Annotated in this window: 21 protein-coding genes and 2 pseudogenes; 7 read left to right on the plus strand and 16 right to left on the minus strand. The window is 68.8% G+C overall.

Annotated elements, in window-relative coordinates; all coding sequences use genetic code 11:
* Window positions 1–61 precede the first annotated feature (61 nt).
* The gene (locus L2X99_RS07255; protein ID WP_236124397.1) at window positions 62–1,087 is read right to left on the minus strand and encodes an aldo/keto reductase; all 1,026 of its coding nucleotides are present in this window, start codon (window positions 1,085–1,087) and stop codon (window positions 62–64) included.
* Between the two features lie 201 nt (window positions 1,088–1,288).
* Window positions 1,289–3,559 (minus strand): polyribonucleotide nucleotidyltransferase, encoded by a 2,271-nt coding sequence (locus L2X99_RS07260; RefSeq protein ID WP_236124395.1) that lies wholly within the window; start codon window positions 3,557–3,559, stop codon window positions 1,289–1,291.
* Window positions 3,560–3,690: 131 nt separating this feature from the next.
* Between L2X99_RS07260 and L2X99_RS07265 the strand changes: the two genes are divergently transcribed.
* Window positions 3,691–3,867: a DUF5302 domain-containing protein gene (locus L2X99_RS07265; RefSeq protein ID WP_236124394.1), complete on the plus strand. Its 177-nt coding sequence runs from the start codon at window positions 3,691–3,693 to the stop codon at window positions 3,865–3,867.
* Window positions 3,868–3,894: 27 nt separating this feature from the next.
* Window positions 3,895–4,047 carry a hypothetical protein gene (locus L2X99_RS07270; protein ID WP_236124392.1) on the plus strand — a complete coding sequence of 51 codons (153 nt, stop codon included), beginning with the start codon at window positions 3,895–3,897 and terminating at the stop codon, window positions 4,045–4,047.
* A gap of 3 nt (window positions 4,048–4,050) precedes the next feature.
* Here L2X99_RS07270 and L2X99_RS07275 read toward each other — a convergent pair whose 3' ends face one another.
* Together L2X99_RS07275 and L2X99_RS07280 are read right to left on the minus strand one after the other, a co-directional pair.
* Window positions 4,051–4,695 carry an FMN reductase gene (locus tag L2X99_RS07275; RefSeq protein WP_236124390.1) on the minus strand — a complete coding sequence of 215 codons (645 nt, stop codon included), beginning with the start codon at window positions 4,693–4,695 and terminating at the stop codon, window positions 4,051–4,053.
* Between the two features lies 1 nt (window position 4,696).
* The gene (locus L2X99_RS07280; RefSeq protein WP_329608174.1) at window positions 4,697–5,920 is read right to left on the minus strand and encodes an LLM class flavin-dependent oxidoreductase; all 1,224 of its coding nucleotides are present in this window, start codon (window positions 5,918–5,920) and stop codon (window positions 4,697–4,699) included.
* Between the two features lie 123 nt (window positions 5,921–6,043).
* Here L2X99_RS07280 and L2X99_RS07285 point away from each other — a divergent pair, with 123 nt between their 5' ends.
* Window positions 6,044–7,153, plus strand: a complete 1,110-nt coding sequence (locus tag L2X99_RS07285) for an acyltransferase family protein (RefSeq protein WP_236124389.1) — start codon at window positions 6,044–6,046, stop codon at window positions 7,151–7,153.
* Between the two features lie 20 nt (window positions 7,154–7,173).
* On the opposite strand, the gene efeB is transcribed toward L2X99_RS07285, so the two are convergent.
* Genes efeB through efeU form a run of 3 tightly spaced genes read right to left on the minus strand, consistent with a single transcriptional unit; the run spans window position 7,174 to window position 10,767 of the window.
* Window positions 7,174–8,457, minus strand: coding sequence for an iron uptake transporter deferrochelatase/peroxidase subunit (efeB, locus tag L2X99_RS07290; RefSeq protein WP_236135803.1), 1,284 nt, complete (start codon window positions 8,455–8,457; stop codon window positions 7,174–7,176).
* 19 nt (window positions 8,458–8,476) lie between these two features.
* Window positions 8,477–9,709 (minus strand): iron uptake system protein EfeO, encoded by a 1,233-nt coding sequence (gene efeO, locus L2X99_RS07295; protein ID WP_236124387.1) that lies wholly within the window; start codon window positions 9,707–9,709, stop codon window positions 8,477–8,479.
* Window positions 9,706–10,767, minus strand: a complete 1,062-nt coding sequence (gene efeU / locus L2X99_RS07300; RefSeq protein WP_236124385.1) for an iron uptake transporter permease EfeU — start codon at window positions 10,765–10,767, stop codon at window positions 9,706–9,708. Before efeU ends, efeO begins: the two co-directional genes overlap by 4 nt.
* 116 nt (window positions 10,768–10,883) lie before the next feature.
* Here efeU and L2X99_RS07305 point away from each other — a divergent pair, with 116 nt between their 5' ends.
* Window positions 10,884–11,882 (plus strand): isopenicillin N synthase family dioxygenase, encoded by a 999-nt coding sequence (locus L2X99_RS07305; RefSeq protein WP_236124384.1) that lies wholly within the window; start codon window positions 10,884–10,886, stop codon window positions 11,880–11,882.
* Between the two features lie 31 nt (window positions 11,883–11,913).
* Window positions 11,914–13,125, plus strand: a complete 1,212-nt coding sequence (locus L2X99_RS07310; RefSeq protein ID WP_236124382.1) for an amidohydrolase family protein — start codon at window positions 11,914–11,916, stop codon at window positions 13,123–13,125.
* A 97-nt stretch (window positions 13,126–13,222) separates the two neighbouring features.
* Here the strand turns inward: L2X99_RS07310 and rpsO are convergent, their stop codons facing one another.
* Entirely contained in the window at window positions 13,223–13,492 is a 270-nt protein-coding gene (rpsO, locus tag L2X99_RS07315) for a 30S ribosomal protein S15 (protein ID WP_116241715.1), read from the minus strand.
* Between the two features lie 173 nt (window positions 13,493–13,665).
* On the opposite strand from rpsO, the gene L2X99_RS07320 reads away from it, so the two are divergent.
* Window positions 13,666–14,946 (plus strand): MFS transporter, encoded by a 1,281-nt coding sequence (locus tag L2X99_RS07320; RefSeq protein WP_268928561.1) that lies wholly within the window; start codon window positions 13,666–13,668, stop codon window positions 14,944–14,946.
* 56 nt (window positions 14,947–15,002) lie between these two features.
* Here the strand turns inward: L2X99_RS07320 and L2X99_RS07325 are convergent, their stop codons facing one another.
* The 7 genes and pseudogenes from L2X99_RS07325 to L2X99_RS07355 form a co-directional block, all read right to left on the minus strand.
* Window positions 15,003–15,554 (minus strand): YceI family protein, encoded by a 552-nt coding sequence (locus L2X99_RS07325; protein WP_236126883.1) that lies wholly within the window; start codon window positions 15,552–15,554, stop codon window positions 15,003–15,005.
* Between the two features lie 146 nt (window positions 15,555–15,700).
* On the minus strand, window positions 15,701–16,069 hold the full coding sequence (locus tag L2X99_RS07330; RefSeq protein ID WP_236124379.1) for an FKBP-type peptidyl-prolyl cis-trans isomerase: 369 nt from the start codon (window positions 16,067–16,069) through the stop codon (window positions 15,701–15,703).
* Window positions 16,070–16,328: 259 nt separating this feature from the next.
* Entirely contained in the window at window positions 16,329–17,576 is a 1,248-nt protein-coding gene (locus L2X99_RS07335; RefSeq protein WP_268928562.1) for a PrsW family intramembrane metalloprotease, read from the minus strand.
* Window positions 17,577–17,622: 46 nt separating this feature from the next.
* Window positions 17,623–19,074 carry an aspartate ammonia-lyase gene (locus L2X99_RS07340; protein ID WP_236124378.1) on the minus strand — a complete coding sequence of 484 codons (1,452 nt, stop codon included), beginning with the start codon at window positions 19,072–19,074 and terminating at the stop codon, window positions 17,623–17,625.
* A 52-nt stretch (window positions 19,075–19,126) separates the two neighbouring features.
* Window positions 19,127–20,034 (minus strand): annotated as a pseudogene (locus tag L2X99_RS07345) (phosphodiesterase).
* Window positions 20,035–20,073: 39 nt separating this feature from the next.
* Complete coding sequence (locus L2X99_RS07350; protein WP_236124376.1) at window positions 20,074–20,409, minus strand: peptidase; 336 nt, start codon at window positions 20,407–20,409, stop codon at window positions 20,074–20,076.
* Complete coding sequence (locus tag L2X99_RS07355; protein WP_329608142.1) at window positions 20,406–21,872, minus strand: inorganic phosphate transporter; 1,467 nt, start codon at window positions 21,870–21,872, stop codon at window positions 20,406–20,408. The genes L2X99_RS07350 and L2X99_RS07355 overlap by 4 nt, the downstream gene beginning before the upstream one ends.
* 152 nt (window positions 21,873–22,024) lie before the next feature.
* Here L2X99_RS07355 and L2X99_RS07360 point away from each other — a divergent pair.
* A pseudogene (locus tag L2X99_RS07360) lies at window positions 22,025–24,131 on the plus strand (S9 family peptidase).
* Window positions 24,132–24,205: 74 nt separating this feature from the next.
* Here the strand turns inward: L2X99_RS07360 and L2X99_RS07365 are convergent.
* Window positions 24,206–25,234: an ATP-dependent 6-phosphofructokinase gene (locus tag L2X99_RS07365; RefSeq protein ID WP_236124374.1), complete on the minus strand. Its 1,029-nt coding sequence runs from the start codon at window positions 25,232–25,234 to the stop codon at window positions 24,206–24,208.
* Window positions 25,235–25,314: the final 80 nt, after the last annotated feature.

A 25,314-nucleotide genomic window follows, 5' to 3' on the forward strand; every position in this document is an offset into this window, starting at 1 on the left:
CTTCATGCCCCCTCATCGGGGCACCACCAGCCTATGCCACCCCGCCGACGCCGGTCGTCGTTCAGCTCGCAGCGCGGGTGAGATCGCCAACCTGCGTGCGCGACAGCGTCACGCCGGCGCCCTGCATCAGTTCGTCGACCTGATCTGCGGCGAAGGCGTTCACGATCGGCGCGGCGATCGTGCGCTGCGCGAGCAGCCACGAGATCGAGACCGCCGCGACCGGCACGGCGAGCTCCTGCGCGACGAGGTCGAGCGCGCGCAGGATCTTGATGCCGCGCCGGTTCAGGTGCGAGCGCAGCTGCTCGCCGCGCACGCCGGTGACGGCCTGCTTGGTGCGGTGACGTCCGGAGAGGAAGCCGTGCTCGAGCGCGTGCGACGGGGTGACGGCCAGGCTCTGCGCGCCGGCCACCAGCCGCAGATCGCCCTCGAAGGGCTCGCGTCGCACGAGGTTGTACGGCTCGTCGATCACATCGATGCGCGGATACCCGGCGGATGCGAGGATGCGGGCCTCCACCAGGCGCTCCGCGGCGAAGCGGAACGCACCGACCGAACCGATCTTGCCGGTCTCGCGCAGCCATTCGACGGTGGCGAGCGTGTCTTCGAGGTTCGTGCTCGGATCCAGCGTGGCATCCAGGTAGAGCACGTCGATGTGCTCGGTGCCGAGGCGGGTCAGCGAGCCCTCCACGGCGCGCACCAGATTGATCGAGCCGAGACCGGGGTTGTCCGGATGGGCGCCCACGCGCGCGCCGATCACGACGCGATCGCGCGCACCTCGCGACCCCAGCCATTGGCCGACGATGTGCTCGCTGCGCCCACCCGAGTAGCCGTCCGCGGTGTGCACGGCATTGCCGCCGAACTCGAGGTAGCGGTCCAGGATGGCATGACTGCTGTCACGGTCGATGTTCCAGCCGAACTCCGCTGCGCCGAGCATGAGCGGGAAGGTGCGCAGGCCGGTCTCGCCGAGGTCGGCACGGATGCTCTCGCCGACGCCGGGACCCACCACGGGGATCGGTGCTGAGGGATGCCCATCGCCCTGCAGCGAGGCGCGCTCCGCTTCGGCTGATGTGCCGACGCTGAAGAGACGCAGACGTTAAACCCCCGCGGATCTTCCGATCCGTTCGACTTTCAGCACCCCCCGGTGCGTACTTCGAGGGTAAGGGACGTTTTCTCCGGCTCCTGCCGATTCCCTGGGAACGGCGGAAACTCACCGTAACGGTTTGGTCACATCGGATACGACCGAGGTCCGGCCCCGCAGACGGGACCGGACCTCGTGATCGGATGCCGGGGCTCAGCCCTCGACGACCTCTTCGACCTTCTCGTCCGCAGCGGCCTCCTCGAGCACGGGCTCGAGGGACAGCTTGCCGCGGTCGTCGATCTTGGTGATGCGCACCAGCAGCTTCTGGCCGACCGAGAGCACGTCGTCGACGTTCTCGACGCGCTTGCCACCGGCGAGCTTGCGCACCTCGGTGACGTGCAGCAGGCCGTCCTTGCCGGGCAGCAGCGAGATGAAGGCGCCGAAGGTGGCGATCTTCACGACGGTGCCGAGGAACTGCTCGCCGACCTCCGGGTTGGTGGGGTTGGCGATCGCGTTCACCTGGGCGCGTGCGGCCTCGGCCGACGGACCGTCGGTCGCGCCGATGTAGACGGTGCCGTCCTCCTCGATGGAGATCTGCGCGCCGGTCTCGTCCTGGATCGCGTTGATCGTCTTGCCCTTGGGGCCGATCAGCTCGCCGATCTTGTCGACCGGGATCTGCACGCTGATCACGCGCGGTGCGGTCGGAGCCATCTCGTCGGGCGCATCGATCGCGGCGTTCAGCACGCCCAGGATCGTGAGGCGCGCCTCCTTGGCCTGGGTCAGCGCGCCGGCGAGGACCTCGGAAGGAATGCCGTCGAGCTTGGTGTCCAGCTGGATCGCGGTCACGAACTCGCTGGTTCCGGCGACCTTGAAGTCCATGTCGCCCAGTGCGTCCTCGGCGCCGAGGATGTCGGTCAGCGCCGCGTAGCGCGTCTGACCGTCGACCTCGTCGGACACCAGGCCCATGGCGATGCCGGCGACGGGTGCGCGCAGCGGCACACCGGCGTTCAGCAGCGACAGGGTCGAGGCGCAGACGGAGCCCATCGAGGTCGAGCCGTTCGATCCGAGGGCCTCGGAGACCTGACGGATCGCGTAGGGGAACTCCTCGCGGGTGGGCAGCACCGGCACGAGCGCGCGCTCGGCCAGGAAGCCGTGCCCGATCTCGCGACGCTTCGGCGACCCGACGCGACCGGTCTCACCGGTCGAGTAGGGCGGGAAGTTGTAGTGGTGCATGTAGCGCTTGCTCGTCGTCGGCGACAGCGAGTCGATCTGCTGCTCCATCTTGAGCATGTTCAGCGTGGTGACACCCATGATCTGGGTCTCGCCGCGCTGGAAGATCGCCGAGCCGTGCACGCGCGGGATGACCTGCACCTCGGCGTCCAGCGGACGGATGTCCGCCAGGCCACGACCGTCGATGCGGATGTTCTCACTGAGGATGCGTCCGCGGACGATCTTCTTGGTGACCGCCTTGTAGGCGGCCGAGAACTCGAGGGTCGCGACGGCCTGCAGCTCGCCCGCCTCGACGGCGGCGACGAGCTCGGCGTGGACGCGCTCCTTGATGGCGTCGTCGGCGGTCTGGCGCTCGATCTTGTCGGCGATCTGGTAGACGCCGACCAGGTCGTCGTAGGCGCGCTGCGCCACGAAGTCGTAGGTCTCCTGGGAGTACGGCAGGAACACCGGGTAGACACCCGGCTCCTTCGACGAGTGCGCGGCCAGCTCGGCCTGCGCCTTCACGAGCTGCGCGATGAACGGCTTCGAGGCCTCGAGCCCCTGGGCCACGATCTCCTCGTTCGGCTTGGTGGCGCCGGCCTTGATCAGGTTCCAGCTGCCCTCGGTCGCCTCGGCCTCGACCATCATGATCGCGACGTCCTCGGTGCCGTCGGCCTTGGTCACGACGCGACCGGCGACGATCAGGTCGAACACGGCCTCGCTGACCTGCTCGGCCGTCGGGAACGCGACCCACTGGTCGGCGTGCTCGCCGTGACCGGGAATGAACGCGAGGCGGACGCCCGCGACCGGACCGGAGAACGGCAGGCCCGAGATCTGGGTCGATGCGGATGCCGCGTTGATCGCCAGCGCGTCGTAGAACTCGCCCGGCGCGATCGACAGCACGGTGATGACGATCTGGACCTCGTTGCGCAGGCCGTCGACGAACGACGGACGCAGCGGACGGTCGATCAGACGGCAGACCAGGATCGCCTCGGTCGAGGGACGGCCCTCACGACGGAAGAACGATCCGGGGATCTTGCCTGCGGCGTAGGAGCGCTCCTCGACGTCGACCGTCAGCGGGAAGAAGTCGAACCCCTCGCGCGGGTGCTTGCCCGCGCTGGTGGCCGAGAGGAGCATGGTCTCGCCGTCGAGATAGGCGGCTACTGCGCCCTGAGCCTGCTGCGCGAGGCGGCCGGTCTCGAAGCGGATGGTGCGGGTGCCGAAGCGACCGTTGTCGAGAACGGCCTCGGTGGCGGTGATTTCAGGACCTTCCAAGAGGTCTCTCCTTCTTCGTTTAGGCTCGCGCATCCGTATGATGAGCGAGCATGCAGACCTGTATGCAGATGCATAAATGGCACAGGCGGCCGCATCAAGACTATCAGTGGCGGCTGCACTAGGCTGGCGACATGAGTACCGAAGGCAAAGACGCCGCTTCCGACGAGATGAAGCGCAAGTTCAGAGAGGCGCTCGAGAAGAAGAACGCGCATCACCGCACGGGTCAGGCGCACCTCGACGGCGACTCCGCAGTGCACGCCACGAACGCCCCGCAGATGAAGCGCGAGTTCCGCCGCAAGAGCGGCTGAGCAGGGCATCGACACAGGAGCACGGTGATGACAGACAGGAAGCCCGAGGCGCGCGACGACGAGGTCGACGCACTCCGCGAGGACGAGGCCTTAGAAGCGGCCCAGAGCGAGGCCGAGGCCCGCCTCGAGGTCGAGAAGGGCCTCGGCACCGAGGCGTTCGAAGGCGGTATCGAGGGCTGAGCCTCACTCCCCTGCGAGTCCGCCGAGCAGGTGCCCGAACGAGCGACCCTTTCCGAGGTAGGTCTCGGGGTCGAACGGGTCGGCGTCGGACACCGGCTCGCGCCGGGCGATCGCCTCGGCGAGTTCCCGCGCTCCGCGCTCCACGCGAGCGCTCAGCGGAGCCACGTCGTCGGCGTTCGCACCCCAGTCGCTGGATGCCGCGAAGACACCGGTCGAGACCGGTTCGGCATGCAGATAGGTGAAGAGCGGACGGATCGCGTAGTCGACCGCGAGCGAGTGCCGCGCTGTGCCGGCGTTCGCCCCGATCAGCACGGGCTTGCCGGAGAGCGCGTCCGGGTCGAGTACGTCGATGAACGATTTGAACAGCCCGGAATAGCTCGTCGAGAAGATCGGCGTCACCGCGATCAGCGCGTCCGCCGAGACGACGGTGTTGATCGCCGTCTCGAGCGCCGGCGGCGCGAAGCCGGTCAGCAGGTTGTTCGTGATGTCGTGCGCGAGGTCGCGCAGCTCGATCACATCGACGGTCACGGGGATGTCCTGCCCGCGCAGGACCTTCACCGTCTCAGCGGCCAGCCGATCGGACAGCATCCGCGTCGAGGACGGGTTCGACAGGCCGGCCGAGATCACGGCGATACGACGCGCGGTCATCTCAGGCTCCCTTCTTCGCTGCGGCGCCGAACGCCGAGCCCTTCGACGAGCTCAGGGACCCAGCTTCCGGTCCGCCGTCCTGGTAGGGCGATCCTGCGGTGAGATTGTCGCCGCGGTTCGCGCCGGGGCGCGCCTCGCGCGCCGGACCCTCACCGTAGACCGCCTTGACGCGGGCGGCATGGGTCGGAGCATCCGGCACGTCCGCAGGGCGATCCTTCGCCAGCTCCTTGCGGAGGATCGGGACGACCTCGCCGGCGAGCAGGTCGATCTGCTCGAGCACGGTCTTCAGCGGCAGGCCGGCGTGGTCCATCAGGAACAGCTGGCGCTGGTAGTCGCCGTAGTGGTCGCGCATCGCCGCGTAGCGGTCGATGACCTGCTGCGGAGAGCCGACCGTCAGCGGGGTCATCTCGGTGAAGTCCTCCATCGACGGGCCGTGTCCGTAGACCGGGGCGCTGTCGAAGTACGGACGGAAGCTGTTCACGGCGTCCTGCGAGTTCTTCGCGATGAAGGCCTGGCCGCCGAGGCCGACGATCGCGGTCTCGGGAGCGCCGTGGCCGTAGTGCGCCCAGCGCTGGCGGTACAGCTCGATCAGCCGCTGGTAGTGCTCCTTGGGCCAGAAGATGTTGTTCGCGAAGAAGCCGTCGCCGTAGTAGGCGGCCTGCTCCGCGATCTCGGGCGTGCGGATGGAGCCGTGCCAGACGAACGGCTTGATGCCGTCGAGCGGGCGCGGGGTCGCGGTGAAGCCCTGCAGGGGGGTGCGGAACCTGCCCTCCCAGTCCACGACGTCCTTTGTCCACAGTTCGTGCAGCAGCGCGTAGTTCTCGATCGCGAGCGGCAGGCCCTGGCGGATGTCCTGACCGAACCACGGGTACACGGGTCCGGTGTTGCCGCGCCCCATCATCAGGTCCATGCGTCCGCCGGAGAGGTGCTGCAGCATCGCGTACTCCTCGGCGATGCGCACCGGGTCGTTCGTGGTGATCAGCGTCGTCGAGGTCGAGACGATCAGGCGCTCGGTCTGCGCGGCGATGTACGCCAGCAGCGTGGTGGGGCTCGACGAGAAGAACGGCGGGTTGTGGTGTTCGCCGATGGCGAAGACGTCCAGCCCCGCCTCCTCGGCGTGCGTGGCGATGGTGACCGCGGCCTGGATGCGCTCCGCCTCACTGGGAGTGATTCCCGTGGTCGGGTCCTGCGTGATGTCGCTCACCGACATCAGGCCGAACTGCATGCCGTTCTGTTCGTTCACGATTCTCTCCAGATCAGGATGCCGCCGGCATCCGAGTTTATTCAAGTGAATGTATCTGGTACAACGCGTGCCTCGCAAACCTATTCCCACGGGTAGCCTCGACGGATGAGCAGTGCCGCAGTGCCCCAGGATCGTCCGCGAAGAAGAGTGCCGTTCTGGGACAACGCCCGGTTCGCCTGCATCGTCCTGGTGGTGCTGGGTCACGGCATCCAGCGACTCATCTACGACTCCGACATCTCCTACGCGTTCTATCTTCTGATCTACGCCTTCCACATGCCGGCGTTCGCGATCATCTCCGGCTACTTCTCCAAGGCATCCAGCCCGACCCGCCGACAGATGGCGCGGGTGATCACCGACATCCTGGTGCCGTACGTGATCTTCGAGGGCCTGTGGGCACTCACCAAGTGGCTCGTCGAGGGGCAGGCCGACCCGAACCTCACCAAGCCGTCCTGGACGCTGTGGTTCCTGCTCGCACTCGGAATCTTCCGGCTCGTGCTCCCCTACCTCGCCCTGCTGCGCTGGCCGCTGCTGTGGGCGTTCATCATCTCGATCGGCGTCGGCTACATGCAGAACGTCGACAGCACCTTCTCGCTGTCCCGCACCCTCGGCCTGCTCTTCTTCTTCACCCTCGGCTGGTGGCTGCGCGAGCACGACATCGTGCGGCGGTTCCGGCTGATCGAGTTCCGACCGTGGTGGCTGCGGGTCTGCGCGATCGCCGCGCTCGGCGCCTGGGCCTTCGTCTGCTGGCTCTGGCTGCCTCTCTGGGACGAGATCGACCTGCGGTTCTGGTTCTTCTACGACGACTCCTACGCCGGGCTCGCCGCCGATCAGTGGTGGGCCGGCGCCATCCGCGTCGTGCTGATGGCCCTCGCCGTCGTCCTGAGCGCGGCATTCTTCGCCCTCGTCCCGCGCCGCGCCACCTGGTGGACCCACTTCGGGCAGTACACGATGTACGTCTATCTGCTGCACTCCTTCGTGCTGTACCCGTTCCGCGAGTCCGGGATCCTGCGCGGGCTCGATCCCACCTGGATCTGGCTGCCGCTGATCACCGTCGTCGCCGTGCTGATCGCCTTCGGCCTGTCCACGAGGCCGGTTCGGCGTCTGTTCCGGCCGCTCATCGAGCCGCGCCCGCGCCGGCTGTTCGCCGATCCGTCACTCGTCTCCGCGCAGGATCACCGCAGCGACCCCACCGGCTCCAGGCGCCGCCCCGAATAGCGCGCCGTGCCGCGTCGGCACTAGGCGAAGAGCGGCGCGCCCACGTACGATCCGGCCGCCGCACCCGGCGGAATCGCCCACAGCCCCGAACCCACGTGTCGCACGTACTCGTTCATCAGATCGGTGGAGAGCTTGCGCTGCAGGGCGATGAACTGTGAAGGATCGCGCTGGTAGGCGAGGAAGAACAGCCCGGCGTCGAGCCGTCCGAGGGCGTTGTTGCCGCCGACGTAGTTGAATCCGCGCCGCAGGATGCGAGTGCCGCCGTTCGAATCCGGATGCGCGAGCCGAACATGACTGTGCGCGTCGAGGCCGCTCAGCCTCGGCTCGGTGAACTCGGTGCCGCCGGAGAGCGGCGCTCCTTCGCCTTTGTCACGGCCGAAGATGTTCTGCTGCTCGGAGAGCCGCACGCGGTCCCAGGTCTCGATGAGCATCGCGATCTTCCGGGCGACCAGGTACGATCCTCCGGCGAGCCAGGCCGGCCGATCGGATGCCGCGACCCACACGCTCTCGTCGAGCGCTGTGGCGTCGTCGGCGAGGATGTTGGCCGTGCCGTCCTTGAAGCCGAACAGGTTCCGAGGGGTCTGCTGGTCGGCCGTGGTGCGCGAGGTCTTGCCGTAGCCGAGCTGCGACCAGCGCAGCCGCGCCCGGCCGAACGCTATCCTGCTGAGGTTGCGCACCGCGTGCACCGCGACCTGCGGGTCGTCCGCGCACACCTGGATGCACAGATCCCCGTCGGAGGACTCGGGCACGAGATCGTCGCCGAGGAAGGCCGGCAGCCGCTCGAGAGCCGGCGGCCGACGGTCACGGATGCCGTAGCGGTCCTCGCCGTCCTTGTCGAACAGCGTCGGGCCGAACCCGATCGTGACCGTCAGTCCGTTCGCGGGCAGCCCCTGTGCCTCGCCGGTGTCATCCGGCGGGGACTCGGGCGGCCCGCCCACCGCGCCGGTGGCCGAGACATCGAGGCCCTGCGTGATCCGCGATGCGGCGTACGACCAGTCCTGCAGCAGCTCGACGAGGTCGGCCCGGTCGGTGCGCGGCATCATGTCGAAGGAGGCGAAGTGCAGGTGCTCCTGGACCGGAGTCACGATGCCGGCCTGATGCGCGCCGAAGAAGGCGTAGGGCTGCGCCTCGTCCGGTCCCGGCCGGGACGCGGCGACCGCGTAACCCGCGCCCGCCCCGACCGCGAGCGCGGCGGCGCCGCCGCCCACCGCGAGGCCGAGCAGGCCGCGCCTGCTCAGGCCTCGTCGAGCGCCGTCGTTCGGAGCATCCTCCGCAGCCTGTTCCGCACTCCGCCTCTCGGTCATCCCGCCACAGCTCCGCGGTTCAGGACAGCGTGGTGCCGGTGAGCTGCGAGAGCGGCTCGGCGAGGGCGTTGATGAGGTCGACGAGTTCGCGCTTCTGCGCGTCGGTCAGATCCTCGAAGCTGACGAATCCGTCCTTCAGCGAGCCGTGCGCGGCGAGGGCGCCCTCGAGATCGGCGTATCCCGTGCCGATCTCCTTCATGAGAGAGGCGCCGTCGTCGCCCTGAGCCGCGGCGAAGTCGCTGACCAGCGAGAACGCCATCTTCGACCCCTCCACGTTGGCCGCGAAGTCGTAGAGGTCGGTGTGCGACCACCAGTCCTCCTCGCCGGTGATCTTTCCGGTCGCGACCTCGTCCAGCAGCGCGATCGCGCCGTTGGAGACGCCGGCGATGCCCTGGTCCTCGAGGCTGCTCACGAAGTCGTCGGAGTGCACGTAGTCGTACAGCTCCTGCACGTCGGCGATCAGGAGGTCTCCGAAGTCCGCGCGCTGCTGCGACGTGGACGGCGTCCAGTCCTGCCAGGCGGGGGTCTCATCGTCGGCGTTCAGTGCGTCCTTCGCGGGCACCCAGAGATCCTTCTCGATGCGGTGGAATCCGGTCCAGTCCAGGCCCTCGGCGACGGCGTCGACCTCGCGATAGTCGATCCGGGGGTCGAGGTCGCCGAGCGCCTCGGCCACAGGTTCGATGCGCTCGTAGTACGCACGTGCGACCGGGAACAGCGATCGTGCCTTGTCATCGTCACCGGCCTGATATGCGGAGACGAGCTCGTCGACGGCCGGCACCAGCTGCCCGACCTGGTCCTTGACGAAGGCCGCGTACAGGTCGACGGCCTTCTTCTTCTGCTCGGCGTCCGGGCCCTCGACGGCCACGCGGTCGCCGGTGACCCTGAACGCCGCCCTGCCGACGCCGTCGCCGAGCATGCCCGGCTTGCAGACCGTGAAGTACTTCCCGGGCTGTGCGGTGACGGTGAGGGTGCGCGAGGCCGACGGCGCGATGTTCTCGACCTCGCCGACGATCCGCAGGCCGTCCTCGGCGAGCAGGTAGAACTCGGTCACCTTGTCGCCGGCGTTGCTCACGTCGAAGGTGAGGGTGCCGCTCTTCGCGGTACCCGTCGAGACGGCGCAGTCGGATGCGGTCGAGGAGACCGTGAGTGCGGATGCGGGATCGGCGTCGGACTTGGCGACGCAGCCACTGAGCAGGAGCACGGCCGTGCCGGTGGCGGCGAGGGCTCCGAGAACGCGGGAGGACGGGGTCATGCTGTTCCTTCGTGTGTGGTGACGGGAGGTGCGGATGCCGGCGCCGGTGCGACGTCGGCACGGCTCTGCACCGCGCCGGAGATATGCGCGGCGCCGGAGATCTGCGCGCTGCCGGAGCTCTGCTCCGTGGCGGCGGCGGGCGCCGCGGGAGGTGCGGATGACGCGGCAGCCGCCGTCCTCGTGCCGCGACGGCGCGGCAGGCCGCGCAGGAAGAACGCGCCGACGACGAGGATGTAGAGCAGCCAGGCGATGACCTGCAGCCAGCTCATGCGCGGCATGAAGCCGAGAGTCGCCTGCAGGAGCACTGCCCAGACGCCGGTCGGATCGATGACGCCGCTCACGTCGAACGCCCAGCCGAACGGGAACCCGGCCCAGCCGACCAGCACCGCGCCGGTGGCGGGATCGACCGGAGCAGCGGCGCCGAACGGGCCGGGGAGGACGCCGGCCTCCTGCAGGTCCATCATCGCGTACGCGAGGACACCGGCGGCGACGATCACGAGGAAGCCGCCGGTCCACGCGAAGAATCGCCGCAGGTCGAGCCTCACCGCTCCGCGTGCGAGCAGCGAGCCGATGATCACCGCGATGACGAGTCCGAGCGCGGCGCCGATCAGCACCGAAGGATCACGGCCGAAGGTCTGGGACATCGACCACAGCAGCAGGGTCGTCTCGATCCCCTCGCGTGCCACCGACACGAATCCGACCGCGACCAGTGCCCACATCGTCCCGGCTTCCAGCGCACGGTCCACACCGCCCTGCAGCGAGGCCTTCATGGTGCGGCCGGCCTTCTGCATCCAGAAGATCATCCAGGTGACCATGGCGACGGCGACCAGCGACATGAGCCCGCCGATGGTCTCCTGCGCCTGCGTGGTCAGCGCGTAGGCCCCGAAGGTGAGGATCGCGCCGATGCCCAGCGCGAGAGCGACGGCCAGGCCGATGCCTGCCCACATCCTGGGCAGGACGTCGGCACGACCGATCCGCCTGAGGTACGCGATGAGGATGCCGACGACCAGTGCGGCTTCCAGGCCTTCGCGCAGGCCGATGAGGAGTGAAGCGATCACGCGGTGTTACTCCGGAGAAGGTGAGGTAAGGGATGCCTTACCTATCAAACGGTAGCACCCGGGTAACCCTTCGCAACATACGTGACGGCGCAGGTCAGCGCGTCTACCGTCGAGCCATGGCCGAATTCACGCTCCCCGTCCTCGATCTCTCCCGCCTCGACGCGGGCCCGGAGGCAGCCGCCCGATTCCGCGATGAGCTGCGCGCAGCGACCCACGACGTGGGTTTCTTCTACCTCACGGGCACGGGCGTCTCCGCAGAGCTCGAGGCACGGCTGCACCGCGCCGCCCGGGACTTCTTCGCCCTCCCCGAGGCGGAGAAGCTGTCGATCGAGAATGTGAACAGTCCGCACTTCCGCGGGTACACCCGCATCGGCGGCGAGCGCACGCAGGGCGAGGTCGACTGGCGCGAGCAGATCGACATCGGCCCGGAACGCCGGCCGATCGAGGGCGGCCCCGCCTTCAACCGCCTGGTCGGGCCGAACCTCTGGCCGGCCGCACAGCCCGAGCTGCGAGAGGTCGTCGCCCAGTGGCACGAGACGCTGTCCGGGGTGTCCCGCCGGCTGCTGCGCGCCTGGGCGGAGGCGCTCGGCGCGGAGCCGTCCTACTTCGATGAGCACTTCGGCGAGCCGCAGACGCTGATCAAGATCGTGCGCTACCCGGGCAAGGCCGATCCCGAGCCGCAGCAGGGTGTCGGAGCGCACAAGGATTCCGGGGTGCTCACCCTGCTCTGGGTCGAGCCGGGCAAGGGCGGCCTGCAGGTGCGCCGCGACGGGGCATGGGTGGATGCGCCGCCGGTGCCCGGCGCGTTCGTCGTGAACATCGGCGAGATGCTCGAGTACGCCACCGGCGGCTATCTGAAGGCCACCGATCACCGCGTGATCTCACCGAAGGCTCCGGACGAGCGGATCTCGATCCCGTTCTTCTTCAACCCCGCACTGGATTCGCGGTTGCCTCTGATCGAGCTTCCCGCGGAGCTCGCCGCCGAGGCGCGCGGTGTCACCGACGACCCGTCGAATCCCATCCACGCGCTGTACGGGGAGAACGCACTGAAGTCACGACTGCGCGCGCACCCGGATGTCGCGGCGATCCACCACGCCGACCTCGTCGGAGCCTGAGGAGGCAGCACGATTCTGGTATACCAGAATCGTGCTGATCAGAAACGTCCGCCCCTGGGGCGAAGCCGCGTCCGACATCGTCCTCGACGGCGATCGCATCACGGAGGTGCGCCCCCACGACTCCTCGATGCCCGTCGCCGACGGCGATGTCGACGGCCGCGGACGGCTGCTGCTCCCCTCCTTCAGCGACGTGCACGTGCACCTGGACTCCTCCCGCATCGGCCTGCCGTTCCGCGAGCACACCGGCGCCCCCGGCGTCTGGGGCATGATGATGAACGACCGGAGGAACTGGCGCAACACCGACGTCCCGCACGCCGAGATCGTCGCCGGCACGCTCGAGGCCATGATCGCCCGCGGCACGACCCGGGTGCGCTCCTACGCGCAGGTCGACGTGGACTGCAAGCTCGAGAAGTTCGAGTCGGTGATGGCCGCGAAGGAGAGGTTCGCCGGTCACGCCGACGTGCAGGTGATGACGTTCCCGCAGGCCGGCATCCTCCGCGAGGAGGGCACCCTCGCGTACCTGGAGGAGTCCCTGAAGCAGGGCGCCGACGTGATGGGCGGCATCGACCCGTGCCAGCTCGACCGCAACCCGGCGAAGCACCTGGACATCGTGTTCGGCCTGGCGGAGAAGTACCAGGTCGAGGTGGACATCCATCTGCACGAGCCGGGCGCGCTCGGCGTGTTCAGCACCGACCTCGTCATCGAGCGCGTGCGCGCCCTCGGGATGCAGGGCAAGGTGACGATGTCGCATGCCTACGACCTCGGCGCGGTGAACGAGGCCACGACCCAGCGACTGATCGACACCTTCGCCGAGTTGGACATCTCGATGGCGTCCGTCGCCCCCGCGGCTCCGCATCAGCTGCCGCTGGTCAGGCTGGTCGAGGCCGGCGTTCGCTTCGGCCTCGGCGAGGACGGACAGCGCGACTACTGGAGCCCCTACGGCAACTGCGACATGCTCGACCGCACCTGGCAGCTGGCCTTCACGAACGGCTACCGCCGCGACGACCTCATCGAGCTCGCGCTCGCGGTCGCCACGACGGGCGGCGCCAGCATCATGTCGCACGACGTGACGCGGCCCACGGGCGTCGGCGATCGCCCCGGCGTCGCCGTCGGCGACCGTGCGGATCTGCTCCTCGTCGACGGAGAGACACCGTCCAGCGCCGTCATGGACCGAGGCACCGACCGCACGGTGCTGCACGACGGACGGATCGTCGCCGACGGCCTGAATGTCATCGGACTCTGAACCGTCGAGGCCACCGACGACGAAGGCCTCCCACACCGTGGGAGGCCTTCTCAAGAATGTTCTGCGCGATTGAACGCTCGGAACGCGGTGCCCTTGCTTATCGGCGAAGTCCGAGGCGCTCGATCAGCGAGCGGTAGCGCTCGATGTCGACGTCCTGGAGGTAGCCGAGCAGACGACGGCGCTGACCGACGAGCAGGAACAGGCCACGACGCGAGTGGTGGTCGTGCTTGTGCTCCTTGAGGTGCTCGGTGAGGTCCTTGATGCGCTGCGTCAGCATCGCGACCTGCACCTCGGGGGATCCGGTGTCACCGGGGTGCGTCGCGTACTCTTCGATGATCGCCTTCTTGACGTCTGCTTCCAGTGCCATAGATTCGATCCCCTCTCACTCATTGCGCGGTGCCCGGCGCCTGATGCGCGAGCTCTCTTTATCCGCGGCCGATCTAACGGCAACCTGAAGAGTCTACCAGTGTTCGGAGCCCCGGACGACCGGGCCAGCAGCACCCTCGGATACGCTCGGAGCATGCAGTACGGAACGCACGCGTGAGCCACTTCATCGACCTCTCCCCGCTCAGGGCGAGCCCGGCGTTCGCACGGATGTGGATCGGCTCGACGCTGGCCGGCATCGGCGGGCAGCTCACGATCGTCACCGTCATGCTGCACGTGTTCGCGCTCACGCAGAGCACCTTCGCGGTGTCGATGATCGCCGTCGCCGGGCTGGTGCCGATGATCCTGGCCGGGCTCTACGGCGGCATGCTCGCCGATGCCTTCGACCGCCGCCTCGTGGCGCTGATCGCCGCGACCGTCACCTTCGCGTCGACGACGCTGCTCGCCGTCCTGACCTGGACGCACACCGAGACGATCTGGTGGCTGTACGCCCTGAGCATGATCATCGCGGCCGCGAACTCGGTCGGCATGGCCACCCGCACGGCGATCGTCCCCCGGCTGATCTCCCGCGAGAAGCTCGCCGCGGCATCCGCTCTGAACGGCGTCGCCTTCGGCCTCACCGTGATGGCGGGCCCGGCGCTGGCCGGCCTGCTCGTCGCACTCACCGGCTACGGATGGACGTACACGATCGACGTCGTGCTGATGCTGGCCATGTTCCTCGGCCTGTGGACGCTGCCGGCACTGGTGCCGGAGGGAGAGATCGTGCGTCCGGGGCTCGCGTCGCTGGCCGACGGATGGCGATTCCTGCGTCGCGCGGGGAACATCCGGATGCAGTTCCTCTGCGACATCCTCGCGATGACCTTCGGCCAGCCACTGGTGCTGTTCCCGGCTCTGGGAACGGTCATCCTCGGCGGCGGCGCCTTCACCACCGGCATCCTCACCGCGGCGGTCGCCGTCGGCACGTTCGCGTCGAGCCTGCTCTCCGGTCGCGTGGTGCAGTACCGCTGGCACGGCCGCGGCATCGAGCGCGCGGTGCAGGCCTATGGCGCGTCGATCCTGCTCTTCGGCGTGGTTCTGCTGGTCGGATCGTTCCTCTCCCCCGCGACGGAGAAGACGCCGAACGTCGGTCTCATCATCGCCGCCTGCCTGACGCTGGCGCTGTCCGGCGCCTGCGACAACGTGAGCTCGATCTACCGCAACACCATGATGCAGGCCGCGGTGCCCGACACCATGCGCGGACGGCTTCAGGGCGTCTTCATCATCGTCGTCGCCGGAGGGCCGCGCGTGGGCGCGCTCTACGCCGGCACCCTGGCCACGCTCACGGCGCTGTGGTTCCCGCCGCTGCTCGGCGGCTTCCTGGTGATCGGCCTGGTGGCGCTGCTGGCCAGGCGCAACCCGCGGTTCGCCACCTACGATGCCGCGGACCCGGTTCCCTGAGATGCGCGAAGGGTGCGGATGCCGCAGCATCCGCACCCTTCGCGATCGTGGGGCGATCAGGCCTGCAGAGCGCCCTGCAGGTCGAGGTTGATCGTGACGTCCTTGCCGACCAGGACGCCACCGGTCTCGAGCGCGGCGTTCCAGGTGAGGCCGAAGTCCTCACGGTTGATGGTCGTGGTCGCCGACGCACCGGCCTTGTAGTTGCCGTAGGGGTCGGTGCCGAAGCCGCCGAAGTCCAGAGCGAAGCTGACGGGCTTGGTGATGCCGCGGATGGTGAGGTCGCCGTCGACGAAGAGGTCGCCGTCCTCGACGCGTGCGCCGGTCGAGGTGAACTCCATCGTGGGGTGGTTCTCGGTGTCGAAGAAGTCGGCGGAGCGCAGGTGCGCGTCGCGGCCCTCGTCGTTGGTGTCGATCGAGGTGACGTCCACGCTGGCCTCGACCTTGGCCTCGAGCGGGTTCTCCGGGGCGACCAGCGTCGCGCTCTTGACGCCGAAGCTGCCGCGCACCTTCGAGATCATCATGTGGCGAACGCTGAAGGTGACCTCGCTGTGCTGCGGGTCGAGGCTCCAGGTGCCTGCGCGGTAACCGGGGACGTCGATGGTGCTCATGCTGCTCCTTGGGGAAGTCATTGCCGCCGATCGGCGACACCGGGTACAACTTACATGCGTTTGGATGTATTCCCGTGAATCGAGAATTCCTTGCGGACAGAGCAGGGCCCTCGTCCGCACAGCGGACGAGGGCCCTGGGAAGATCGTCAGCCGACGGCGACCAGATCGATGATGAAGATCAGCGTCTTACCCGACAGGAAGTGGCCGGCACCGGCCGGTCCGTAGGCCAGGCGCGGCGGAATCACCAGCTCGCGGCGGCCGCCGACCTTCATGCCGGGGATGCCCTCCTGCCAGCCCTGGATCAGGCCGCGCAGCGGGAACTGGATGGTCTCGCCTCGCCCCCAGGACGAGTCGAACTCCTCGCCGGTGTCGAACTCGACGCCGGCGTAGTGCACGGTGACGGTGTCGCCGGACTTCGCCTCGACGCCGTCTCCGTCGATGATGTCGCGGATGACGAGCTCCGCGGGAGCCGGGCCGGTGGGGGCGTCGAACTCGGGCTTTGTGCGATCAGTCATGCCTCCATGTAACCGGACGCTCCGCACACGGTCAACGCGACGATGCGCGCCGAGAGCGAACAGGACATGCAGAGGTTTCGACTCGCTGCGCTCGCTCAACCTTGCTGTGACGCGCGTCAACGCGTGCTTCGCTCGCATTGATCCGCATCACGGCAAGACTCAGCGCCCGGTGCTGCGGCGATGCCTGCAAGCGAATCCGGGCGCTGAGTTGATCTGTACCCAGGGTGCCTCACCGCTCACCGGCTGTCAAGGGTTCCGGTCAGTACGCCAGCAATGCCGCCCTGGTCGCCCGCGCACGCCTGAGCAGCGCATGCTCATCGGCAGCCGCGTACCGGTCGTGACCGTGGATCGCCCGTTGCCGCACCGCCGCGAGCGCTGTGGCGTCGCGGATGAACGACCTCATCAGCGGCCTGCGATCTCCCCGCAGCGTGGACGCCCATCGCATCGCGGTCCTGCGACCGGCGGGCGTCGCCAGCATCGTGACCTCCTCAGGGGTGAACCAGCCGGCCTTCGCGTAGTCGCCGAGACGCTCTCTCGTCAGCCGCGCCTCCTCGCGCCGCAGCGCGATGATGCCCAGGATGAAGCCCACGAACAGCGGCACCTGCATCGTGAGATAGAGCGGCAGGAAGTCGCCGAAGAGCGACGAGCCGTTCCACAGGGCGTGCAGCGCGATCGCGCCGAGAACGCCGAGGCAGCCCGCGCTGAACGCGCCCGCGGCACCCGCCCCGCGCCGCGCCGCGAGCCCGATGGCGAAGCCCGTGAGCGAGGTGAACATCGCGTGCGCGAACGGCGACATCAGGCCGCGCACCACGAATGTCGCCGTCAACTCCTGCCCGCCGCCCTCGAGCAGACTGATCGCGAAGTACTGGATGTTCTCGGTGAACGCGAATCCTGCGCCCACGAGTGCGCCGTACACGACGCCGTCGACCGGCCCGTCGAAGGCTCGGCGGGCGAGCACGTAGATGGCGAAGACCCCCAGCCCCTTCCCGATCTCCTCCACCAGCGGAGCCTGGACCAGCGCGGTGATGGCGTCGGGTCGCGCGCCGAAGACCAGGCCGAGGCCGCGATCGATCAGCAGGGCGATGCCGACCGCGACGATCGCACCCCAGGCGAGGGCGAAGACGACCAGGCTCTTCGGCTCCGGCTCCCATCGGTCGATGAGGCGCACCCCGAGCAGCACGATGGACAGCGGGATGAGTGCGAGGATCAGACCGACGATGGATGCCCCGGCGCCGAGCGCATTCACGAAGTATCCGATCAGCAGCAGCAGGAGGAACGCGAGCACGCCGAAGGCCCAGACCGACATCGTGCGTCCCTTGCGCACCGGCATCGGCAGAGCCGGCAGCGCGGGCGCCGGCGAGGGGGCGACAGGGGCGGCGGGCGGTGCGTAGGCCTGCTGCTTCGCCAGCGGGGACGCGTACACCGGCCGTGGTGGCCGGTACTGCTGCGGTCCGCCGCCCGACGGGGGCGGCGGACCGTAGGCGGGGGGCTGTCCTCCGGAGCTCATGGAGGACAGCCTATTCGCGACGCGGGTCAGTCTCGGCGACGCGGGGTCAGTCGTCCTCTGCGGCGATCACCGGGATCGCGGCCGTGATGGCCTCCAGACCCGACAGGCGTGCCGGCGAGAGCTGCTTGGTGACCTCCTCGCGAGACATCAGGCCGGCCTCGACCACGAGATCGGCGACGTTGCGGTTGGTCAGCAGCGCCGTCTTCGCCAGTGCGGCGGATGCCGCGTAGCCGATGAACGGCGTGAGTGCGGTGACCACTCCCACCGACGCGCCGACCATCGCGCCGAGGCGGTCGGTGTTCGCGGTGATGCCGTCGACGCAGTTCACGCGCAGGGTCCACATCGCCTGACGCATCCAGGTGATGGACTGGAAGATCGAGTGCGCGATGACCGGCTCGAACGCGTTCAGCTGCAGCTGGCCGCCCTCGGCGGCCATCGTGACGGTCATGTCCGCGCCGGCGACGGCGAACGCCACCTGGTTGACCACCTCGGGGATCACCGGGTTCACCTTGCCCGGCATGATGCTGGATCCGGCCTGCATCGCGGGCAGGTTGATCTCGCCGAGTCCGGCCTGAGGACCGGAGGAGAGCAGACGCAGGTCGTTGCAGATCTTGGAGAGCTTCATCGCATTGCGCTTGAGCGACGACGAGAACGACATGAACGATCCGGTGTCGCTGGTCGCCTCGACGAGGTCGGTGGCGGTCTGCAGGTCGAGCGCGGTGATCCCGCGGAGGTGCTTCAGGACGGCCGTCGCGTAGGCGGGGTGCGTGGTGATGCCCGTTCCGATCGCGGTGGCGCCCATGTTGATCTCGAACATCAGCGACGCGTTCTCGGTGAGCCGGCTGTGGTCCTCGCCGAGCGTCGAGGCGAAACCGTGGAACTCCTGGCCGAGGGTCATCGGCACGGCGTCCTGCAGCTGGGTGCGCCCCACCTTGAGGATGTCGTGGAACTCGCGCGACTTCTTCAGGAACGAGCCGCGCAGCAGGTCGAGCTCCTCGAGCAGGGAGCGCAGGGTGAGCGAGAGCCCGATCTTGACCGAGGTCGGGTAGACGTCGTTGGTGGACTGGCTGCGGTTGGTGTGGTCGATCGGCGAGAGGAAGGCGTAATCGCCCTTCTCCCGCCCTGCCATCTCGAGCGCGATGTTGGTGATGACCTCGTTCGCGTTCATGTTCGTCGAGGTTCCGGCACCGCCCTGGATGACGCCGACGACGAACTGGTCGTGGAACTCGCCGTCGATCACCCGCTGTGCGGCGCGGTCGATGAGATCGGCCCGCTCGGCGTCGAGCACACCGATCTCCTTGTTCGCCCTCGCACTGGCCTGCTTGACCATGGCGAGAGCCTTGACCAGATCGGGATAGACCGAGATGGGGCGTTTGGTGATCGGGAAGTTCTCCTCGGCACGGAGCGTGTGCACGCCGTAATAGGCGTCAGCGGGGATCTCCATGCTTCCGATCGAGTCGGTCTCGGTACGAGTGCGGGCAGGCGCGTCAGCGGCCATGTCACATCCTTGTGGGTGTTTCGGCGAGTGGGAAGCGGGGGATGCTCCCAGTCTATGCCGAGGGCTTGCGCGAGAACGCCTCCAGCCGCTGCTCCGGAGTGAGCTCCGCCATCTCGCGCACCCACTCCTCCGAGAAGAAGTCGGCGGTGGGCGCATCGACCACCGGGACGACCGTGTGCGTGATCGTGTCGGGGTGCACGTGCACCAGGTGGAACGACTGCGCGGCGTCCATCCCGTTGACCTCGGCCGCCGGCAGCGCGACGTTCATCGTGTAGCAGGTCGACGAGGCCACGCTCACCGGCACGCCCGCGAACATGCCGGACGACGAGTAGTGCAGGTGGCCGGCGAGGATGCCGCGAACGTCGGTGTCGCGGATCACTTCGGCGAACTCGTCCTGGTGGCGCAGCTCGAGGATGTCGAACAGCGGCAGGTGCGAGGGCAGCGGCGGGTGGTGCAGCGCAAGCAGCGTGCCGTGCGGGGCCGGCGTGCGAAGCTGCTCGGCGAGCCAGTCCAGCTGGCCCTCATCGAGGTCGCCGTGGTGCCAGCCGGGCACGCTGGAGTCCAGGGTGATCAGCCTGAGCTCGTCCAGATCCCACACGCCGGTGACGGGCTCCTCAGTGGCTGCGCCGTCGAGCAGCGCGGCACGCAGCGCCGGGCGCTCGTCATGATTGCCCGCCACCCAGACGATCGGGCAGTCGAGCTCGGCGGCGACCGGTTCGAGCGCTGCGCGCAGCCGCCGATAGGCGTCTGCCTCGCCGAAGTCGGTGAGATCGCCGGTGACGACGATGGCCGCCGGTGCCGGATGCACCTGCCGCACCGCCTGCAGCGTGCGGGCCAGGTTCGCGTCGGAGTCGGCGCCGCCGGCGTGCCGTGCTCCCCCGCGAGGAGGTGCGGATCGCTGAGGTGGATGATCGTGTGCGACGCCGCCTCATGACGGCCGAAGGCGGGAAGGGCGGTCATGCCCTCAGCATAGGACCGCCGCCGACACCGGCGGCGGAGTCAGTGGCCGATGACGATCAGGAGGATGCCGCCGAGAACGGCCGCCCCGCAGAGCACGAAGCAGCAGATCGCGGCGATGAACGCCATCGACTTCTGGGCCTCGGTGAGCGGGCTCTTCTTCGCCGCCTTGGCCGCCTGCTTCTCGGCGCGGCGGATCTCCTTCTCGGTGAGCACGGTTATCGCGTCGGTGAACTCCACCGGCGAGACCACGGGGATGCGGCCGGCGCGCACCAGCATCCGCAGACCCAGCGAGTAGAACACCACGATGGCGACCGCGCCGATCAGCGCGGCGATGAAGACGTTGACGAACGCGATCCAGTCGATCTCGATGCTCATCGTGCGTCCTCCTGCTCATCGACGTCGAGGTCCCACTCCGCCAGCTCGGCACGCGCACGGCGACTGCTGCTGAGCGACTCCCACTCCTTGGCCGCCTGGTCCGCCTCGGCGTACTTCTGGGCAGCGCGCTCGGCCGCCTTGCGTGCGGCCTTGACCTCACTCGGCGTGCCGCCCGACTTCTTCAACTTCTTGGCCTTGCGCGCCGCGCGCTCGGCCTCGTCGGCCTTGCGCTCGGCGCGCTCCAGCGCGCGCATCAGTTCGATGCGGCTGGTGCGGCGGGTGGGGCCGGGCACTTCGGGCAGTTCCACGGCGTGGCCGGACTCGGCGACATCGCTCATCGCGTTCGACGCCGTGACCGCGTTCCTGCGGGAGCGCAGGAACATGCCCACGATGATGATGACGGCGGCGATCGCGTCGATGACGACGCCCCAGCCGCCGAGCCACACCACCAGCACGGCGGCCACGGCGCCGACGGCACCGGCCGCCGGAAGCGTCAGCAGCCAGCCCAGCGCGATGCGTCCCGCCGTCCGCCAGCGCACCGTGGAGCCGCGACGGCCCAGGCCCGAGCCGATCACCGAACCGGAGGCGACCTGAGTGGTCGACAGCGCGAACCCGAAGGCGCTGGAGGCGAGGATGGTGGCGGCCGTGGAGCTCTCGGCAGAGAAGCCCTGCGCGGGCTTGACCTCGGTGAGGCCCTTGCCGAGCGTGCGGATGATGCGCCAGCCGCCGAGGTAGGTGCCCAGCGCGATGGTGAAGGCACAGGCGACGATCACCCAGAACTCCGGGTTGTGGTAGTTCTCGCTGCCCGGATCGCCGGTCTGCCAGCCGACGGTGATCAGGGCCAGGGTGATCACGCCCATGGTCTTCTGCGCGTCGTTCGTGCCGTGCGCGAGCGCCACCATCGACGAGGTGAAGATCTGGCCCCAGCGGAAGCCGGAGCGGCCATCCGGCTTGCCGTCGTAGCGCCGCGTGATGCCGTAGGCGGCCTTGGTGGCGGCGAAGGCGATCAGCCCGGCCGTGACCGGAGCGATGAGCGCCGGCAGCACGACCTTGGACAGCACCACGCCGAAGTTGATGCCGGCGACGCCGACGCCGACCAGGGTCGCGCCGATCAGCCCGCCGAAAAGTGCGTGCGACGAGCTGGAGGGCAGCCCGAGCAGCCAGGTGAGCATGTTCCACGTGATCGCGCCGATGAGGCCTGCGAAGATCAGCGCGGGCAGCAGATCGTGCGAGATGTCCGCCTCGTTGACGATGCCGCCGGAGACGGTCTTCGCCACCTCCGTGGAGAGGAACGCACCGACCAGGTTCAGGCAGGCGGCGAGCAGCACCGCGGTCTTGGGCTTCAGGGCACCGGTGGCGATCGGCGTCGCCATCGCGTTGGCGGTGTCGTGGAAGCCGTTCGTGAAGTCGAAGAACAGTGCCAGCGCGATGACCAGCACGACGATGAGGGCTGCGGTTTCCACCGGTCGCTTTCGTTGAAGATGCAGAGACAGTGCCGACGCTGCCGGCGTGACGAACGAAGAGTTCACCGTGGGTATCAGATCCGTTAATCGGCCCTTCAGAATCCTCCCACCCTGCTCCGCCTCGGTCAACTCGCGCCGGGTAGCGTGGAGGGGTGACCGAGCAGACCACCAGCGCACCCGCGGCGGCGCGCCGCCCCGCGCCCCGCATCCACCACGGCGACACCTTCGACGACCCCTACGAGTGGCTCCGCGCCAAGGACGATCCCGAGGTGATCGCGCATCTCGAGGCGGAGAACGCGCACACCGAGGAGCGCACATCGCACCTCGAGGACCTGCGAGAGCGGCTGTTCCAGGAGGTCAAGGGCCGGGTGCAGGAGACCGATCTCTCGGTGCCGACGCGGCAGGGCGACTGGTGGTACTACGGTCGCACCGAGGAGGGCGCGCAGTACGGCATCCAGTGCCGCACCGTCGGCATCCGGCGACGACTGGACGCCCCCGCAGCTGGTTCCGGGCGAACCGGTGCCCGGCGAGCAGGTGCTGCTGGACGGCAACGTCGAGGCCGAGGGACACGAGTTCTTCTCGCTCGGCGCCTTCGACGTCTCGGATGACGGCACGCGGATGCTCTGGTCGGTGGATGTCGCCGGAGACGAGCTGTACACCGTGCACGCTCGTGACCTGGTGTCCGGCGCAGGCTTCGACGACGTCATCGAGAACACCGGTCAGGCATTCTTCACGCCGGACGGCACCGCGATCCTCTACACGACGCGGGACGAGGCCTGGCGCCCGGACACCCTCTGGATGCACAGTCTCGGGACCCCCGCCTCGGAGGACGTGAAGCTGTTCCACGAGCCCGACGAGCGGTTCTGGCTGGGCGCCGGCATCACGCGCAGCAAGAAGTACCTGGTCGTCGAGATGGGCTCGAAGATCACCAGCGAGGCGCACCTGTTCGACTTCGCCGATCTCGCAGCAGGCGGACATGTGGTCTGGCCGCGCCGCGACGGCGTGGAGTACGAGATCGACCACGCGGTGATCGACGGCGAGGACGTGCTGTACGTGCTGCACAACGACGGCGCCCTCGACTTCGAGCTCGTCGCGGTGCCGGCATCCGACCCGCAGGGCGAGCGTCGCGTGGTGCTGCCGCACACGCCGGGGCGGCGCATCCTCGAGGTGGACTGCTTCCGCGACTTCGCGACGGTCGAGTATCGCCGCGAGGGCCTCGGCCGCATCGGCCTGCTGTCCTACGCCGACGACGCCGTCTCGGAGCTCGACTTCGACGAGCCGCTGTACAGCGCGTGGTTCTCCGGCAACCCGGAATGGCACGTCCCGCTGCTGCGGATGGGCTACGTCTCGTTCATCACGCCGTCGACCGTGCTCGATCTGGATGTCGCCACGGGCGAGCGACTGGTGCGCAAGCAGCAGCCCGTGCTCGGCGGCTACGATCCAGCGGACTACGACCAGCGCAGGCTGTGGGCCACCGCGGACGACGGCGCCCAGGTGCCGATCTCGCTCGTGTGGCGGAGATCGTTCGGCGAGCCGGGCGCCGCGCCGCGCCCGGTGCACCTCTACGGCTACGGCTCCTACGAGTCGTCGATGGATCCCGGCTTCTCCCCGATGCGGCTGTCCATGCTCGACCGCGGCGTGGTGTTCGCGATCGCGCACGTGCGCGGCGGCGGCGAGATGGGCCGGCACTGGTACGACGACGGCAAGATGCTGCGCAAGCGCAACACGTTCACCGACTTCGTCGCCTGCGCGCGGCACCTCGTCGACACCGGTGTGACGACTCCCGAGCGGATGATCGCCGAGGGCGGCAGCGCCGGCGGCCTGCTGATGGGCGCCGTCGCGAATCTCGCGCCCGAGCTGTTCACCGGCATCCTCGCCGAGGTGCCGTTCGTCGACGCGCTCACGTCGATCCTCGACCCCTCCCTGCCGCTGACGGTGGTCGAGTGGGACGAGTGGGGCGACCCGCTGCACGATCCGGAGGTGTACGCCTACATGAAGTCGTACACGCCGTACGAGAACCTCCGGACGGATGCCGCCTACCCGCCGATCCTCGCCATCACCTCGATCAACGACACCAGGGTGCTGTACGTCGAACCGGCCAAGTGGGTCGCCGCGCTGCGCTTCGCCGGCGCGGAGGACGTGCTGCTCAAGTGCGAGATGGCGGCCGGGCACGGCGGCGTGAGCGGACGCTACAACGCCTGGCGCGAGCGCGCGTTCGCCCTCGCCTGGGCGCTGGACCGGCTCGGTCTCGCGGACTGACGCTCTTCGACAGCACCTGGGTCGCTGAGCCTGTCGAAGGGTCCTTCGATCCCCACGCCCCGCTCAGGAACCCGTCAGCCGAACAGCGCCGCGGCCTCGTCGTAACGGCTGCGCGGCACGGTGTTCAGCTCACCGAGGGCGTCCTCGAACGGGACACGCACGATCTCAGTGCCCTGCATGGCCACCATCTGCCCCCAGGCGCCGTCGACGACCGCGTCGGCGGCGTGCAGGCCGAGCCGGGTCGCGAGCACCCGGTCGAACCCGGAGGGCGAGCCGCCGCGCTGGATGTGGCCGAGGATCGTCGCGCGGGTCTCGATGCCGGTGATCCGCTCGATCTCGGGTGCGAGCCGGTCGCCGATGCCGCCGAGGCGTGGGCGGTTGAACGCGTCGAGCCCCTTGTCGCTGTAGGCCTCGTCCATGCCCTCCAGCTTGAAGCCCTCCGAGACCACGACGAGCGGTGCGCGACCCCGGTCGTGCGCGCTCGTGACCAGAGCCGTGATCTCCTCGAGGGTCTGCGGCACCTCGGGGATGAGGATGGCGTGCGCCCCGGCGGCCATGCCCGCGTGCAGGGCGATCCAGCCGACGTGCCGGCCCATGACCTCGGCGACCATGCAGCGCTGATGCGAGTCACCGGTGGTGCGCAGCCGGTCCATGGCCTCGGTGGCGATGTTGACGGCGGTGTCGAAGCCGAAGGAGTAGTCGGTGGCGCGCAGGTCGTTGTCGATCGTCTTCGGCACGCCGATGACGTTGATGCCGTCCTTGGCGAGGCGGTCGGCCGCGGCGAGGGTGCCCTCGCCGCCGATCGCGATGATGCCGTCGATACGGTGCCCGTACAGGGTCTTCGCGATGTTCTCCGCGCCCCCGCGCTCCCCCTCGTACGGGTTCGTGCGGCTGGTGCCGAGGATGGTGCCGCCCACCTTGGACAGACCCTTGACCTCATGGCGGGTGAGCGGGAAGAAGTCGCCGTCGACCACGCCGCGCCAGCCGTCCCGGATGCCGACGAACTCGAGGTCGTACGCGGTGGTGCCCTTGAGCACGATGCCGCGGATGACTGCGTTCAGTCCGGGGCAGTCGCCACCGCTGGTCAGAATGCCGATCTTCATGCTGCTGCCTTCGTGCTTCGGGGAAAGGGTAAAGGCGACGCTGCCTGCTTCCGACCCTAGTGGGCGACGGCATCCGATGC

Source organism: Microbacterium sp. KUDC0406, assembly GCF_021582875.1.
Lineage (GTDB): Bacteria > Actinomycetota > Actinomycetes > Actinomycetales > Microbacteriaceae > Microbacterium.

Coding starts and splice junctions, on each gene's coding strand:
- L2X99_RS07265 (WP_236124394.1), top strand. CDS start 3,691: ATGAGTACCGAAGGCAAAGACGCCGCTTCCGACGAGATGAAGCGCAAG.
- L2X99_RS07270 (WP_236124392.1), top strand. CDS start 3,895: ATGACAGACAGGAAGCCCGAGGCGCGCGACGACGAGGTCGACGCACTC.
- L2X99_RS07275 (WP_236124390.1), bottom strand. CDS start 4,695: ATGACCGCGCGTCGTATCGCCGTGATCTCGGCCGGCCTGTCGAACCCG.
- L2X99_RS07280 (WP_329608174.1), bottom strand. CDS start 5,920: ATGCAGTTCGGCCTGATGTCGGTGAGCGACATCACGCAGGACCCGACC.
- L2X99_RS07285 (WP_236124389.1), top strand. CDS start 6,044: ATGAGCAGTGCCGCAGTGCCCCAGGATCGTCCGCGAAGAAGAGTGCCG.
- efeB (WP_236135803.1), bottom strand. CDS start 8,457: ATGACCGAGAGGCGGAGTGCGGAACAGGCTGCGGAGGATGCTCCGAAC.
- efeO (WP_236124387.1), bottom strand. CDS start 9,709: ATGACCCCGTCCTCCCGCGTTCTCGGAGCCCTCGCCGCCACCGGCACG.
- L2X99_RS07305 (WP_236124384.1), top strand. CDS start 10,884: ATGGCCGAATTCACGCTCCCCGTCCTCGATCTCTCCCGCCTCGACGCG.
- rpsO (WP_116241715.1), bottom strand. CDS start 13,492: ATGGCACTGGAAGCAGACGTCAAGAAGGCGATCATCGAAGAGTACGCG.
- L2X99_RS07325 (WP_236126883.1), bottom strand. CDS start 15,554: ATGAGCACCATCGACGTCCCCGGTTACCGCGCAGGCACCTGGAGCCTC.
- L2X99_RS07330 (WP_236124379.1), bottom strand. CDS start 16,069: ATGACTGATCGCACAAAGCCCGAGTTCGACGCCCCCACCGGCCCGGCT.
- L2X99_RS07335 (WP_268928562.1), bottom strand. CDS start 17,576: ATGAGCTCCGGAGGACAGCCCCCCGCCTACGGTCCGCCGCCCCCGTCG.
- L2X99_RS07340 (WP_236124378.1), bottom strand. CDS start 19,074: ATGGCCGCTGACGCGCCTGCCCGCACTCGTACCGAGACCGACTCGATC.
- L2X99_RS07350 (WP_236124376.1), bottom strand. CDS start 20,409: ATGAGCATCGAGATCGACTGGATCGCGTTCGTCAACGTCTTCATCGCC.
- L2X99_RS07365 (WP_236124374.1), bottom strand. CDS start 25,234: ATGAAGATCGGCATTCTGACCAGCGGTGGCGACTGCCCCGGACTGAAC.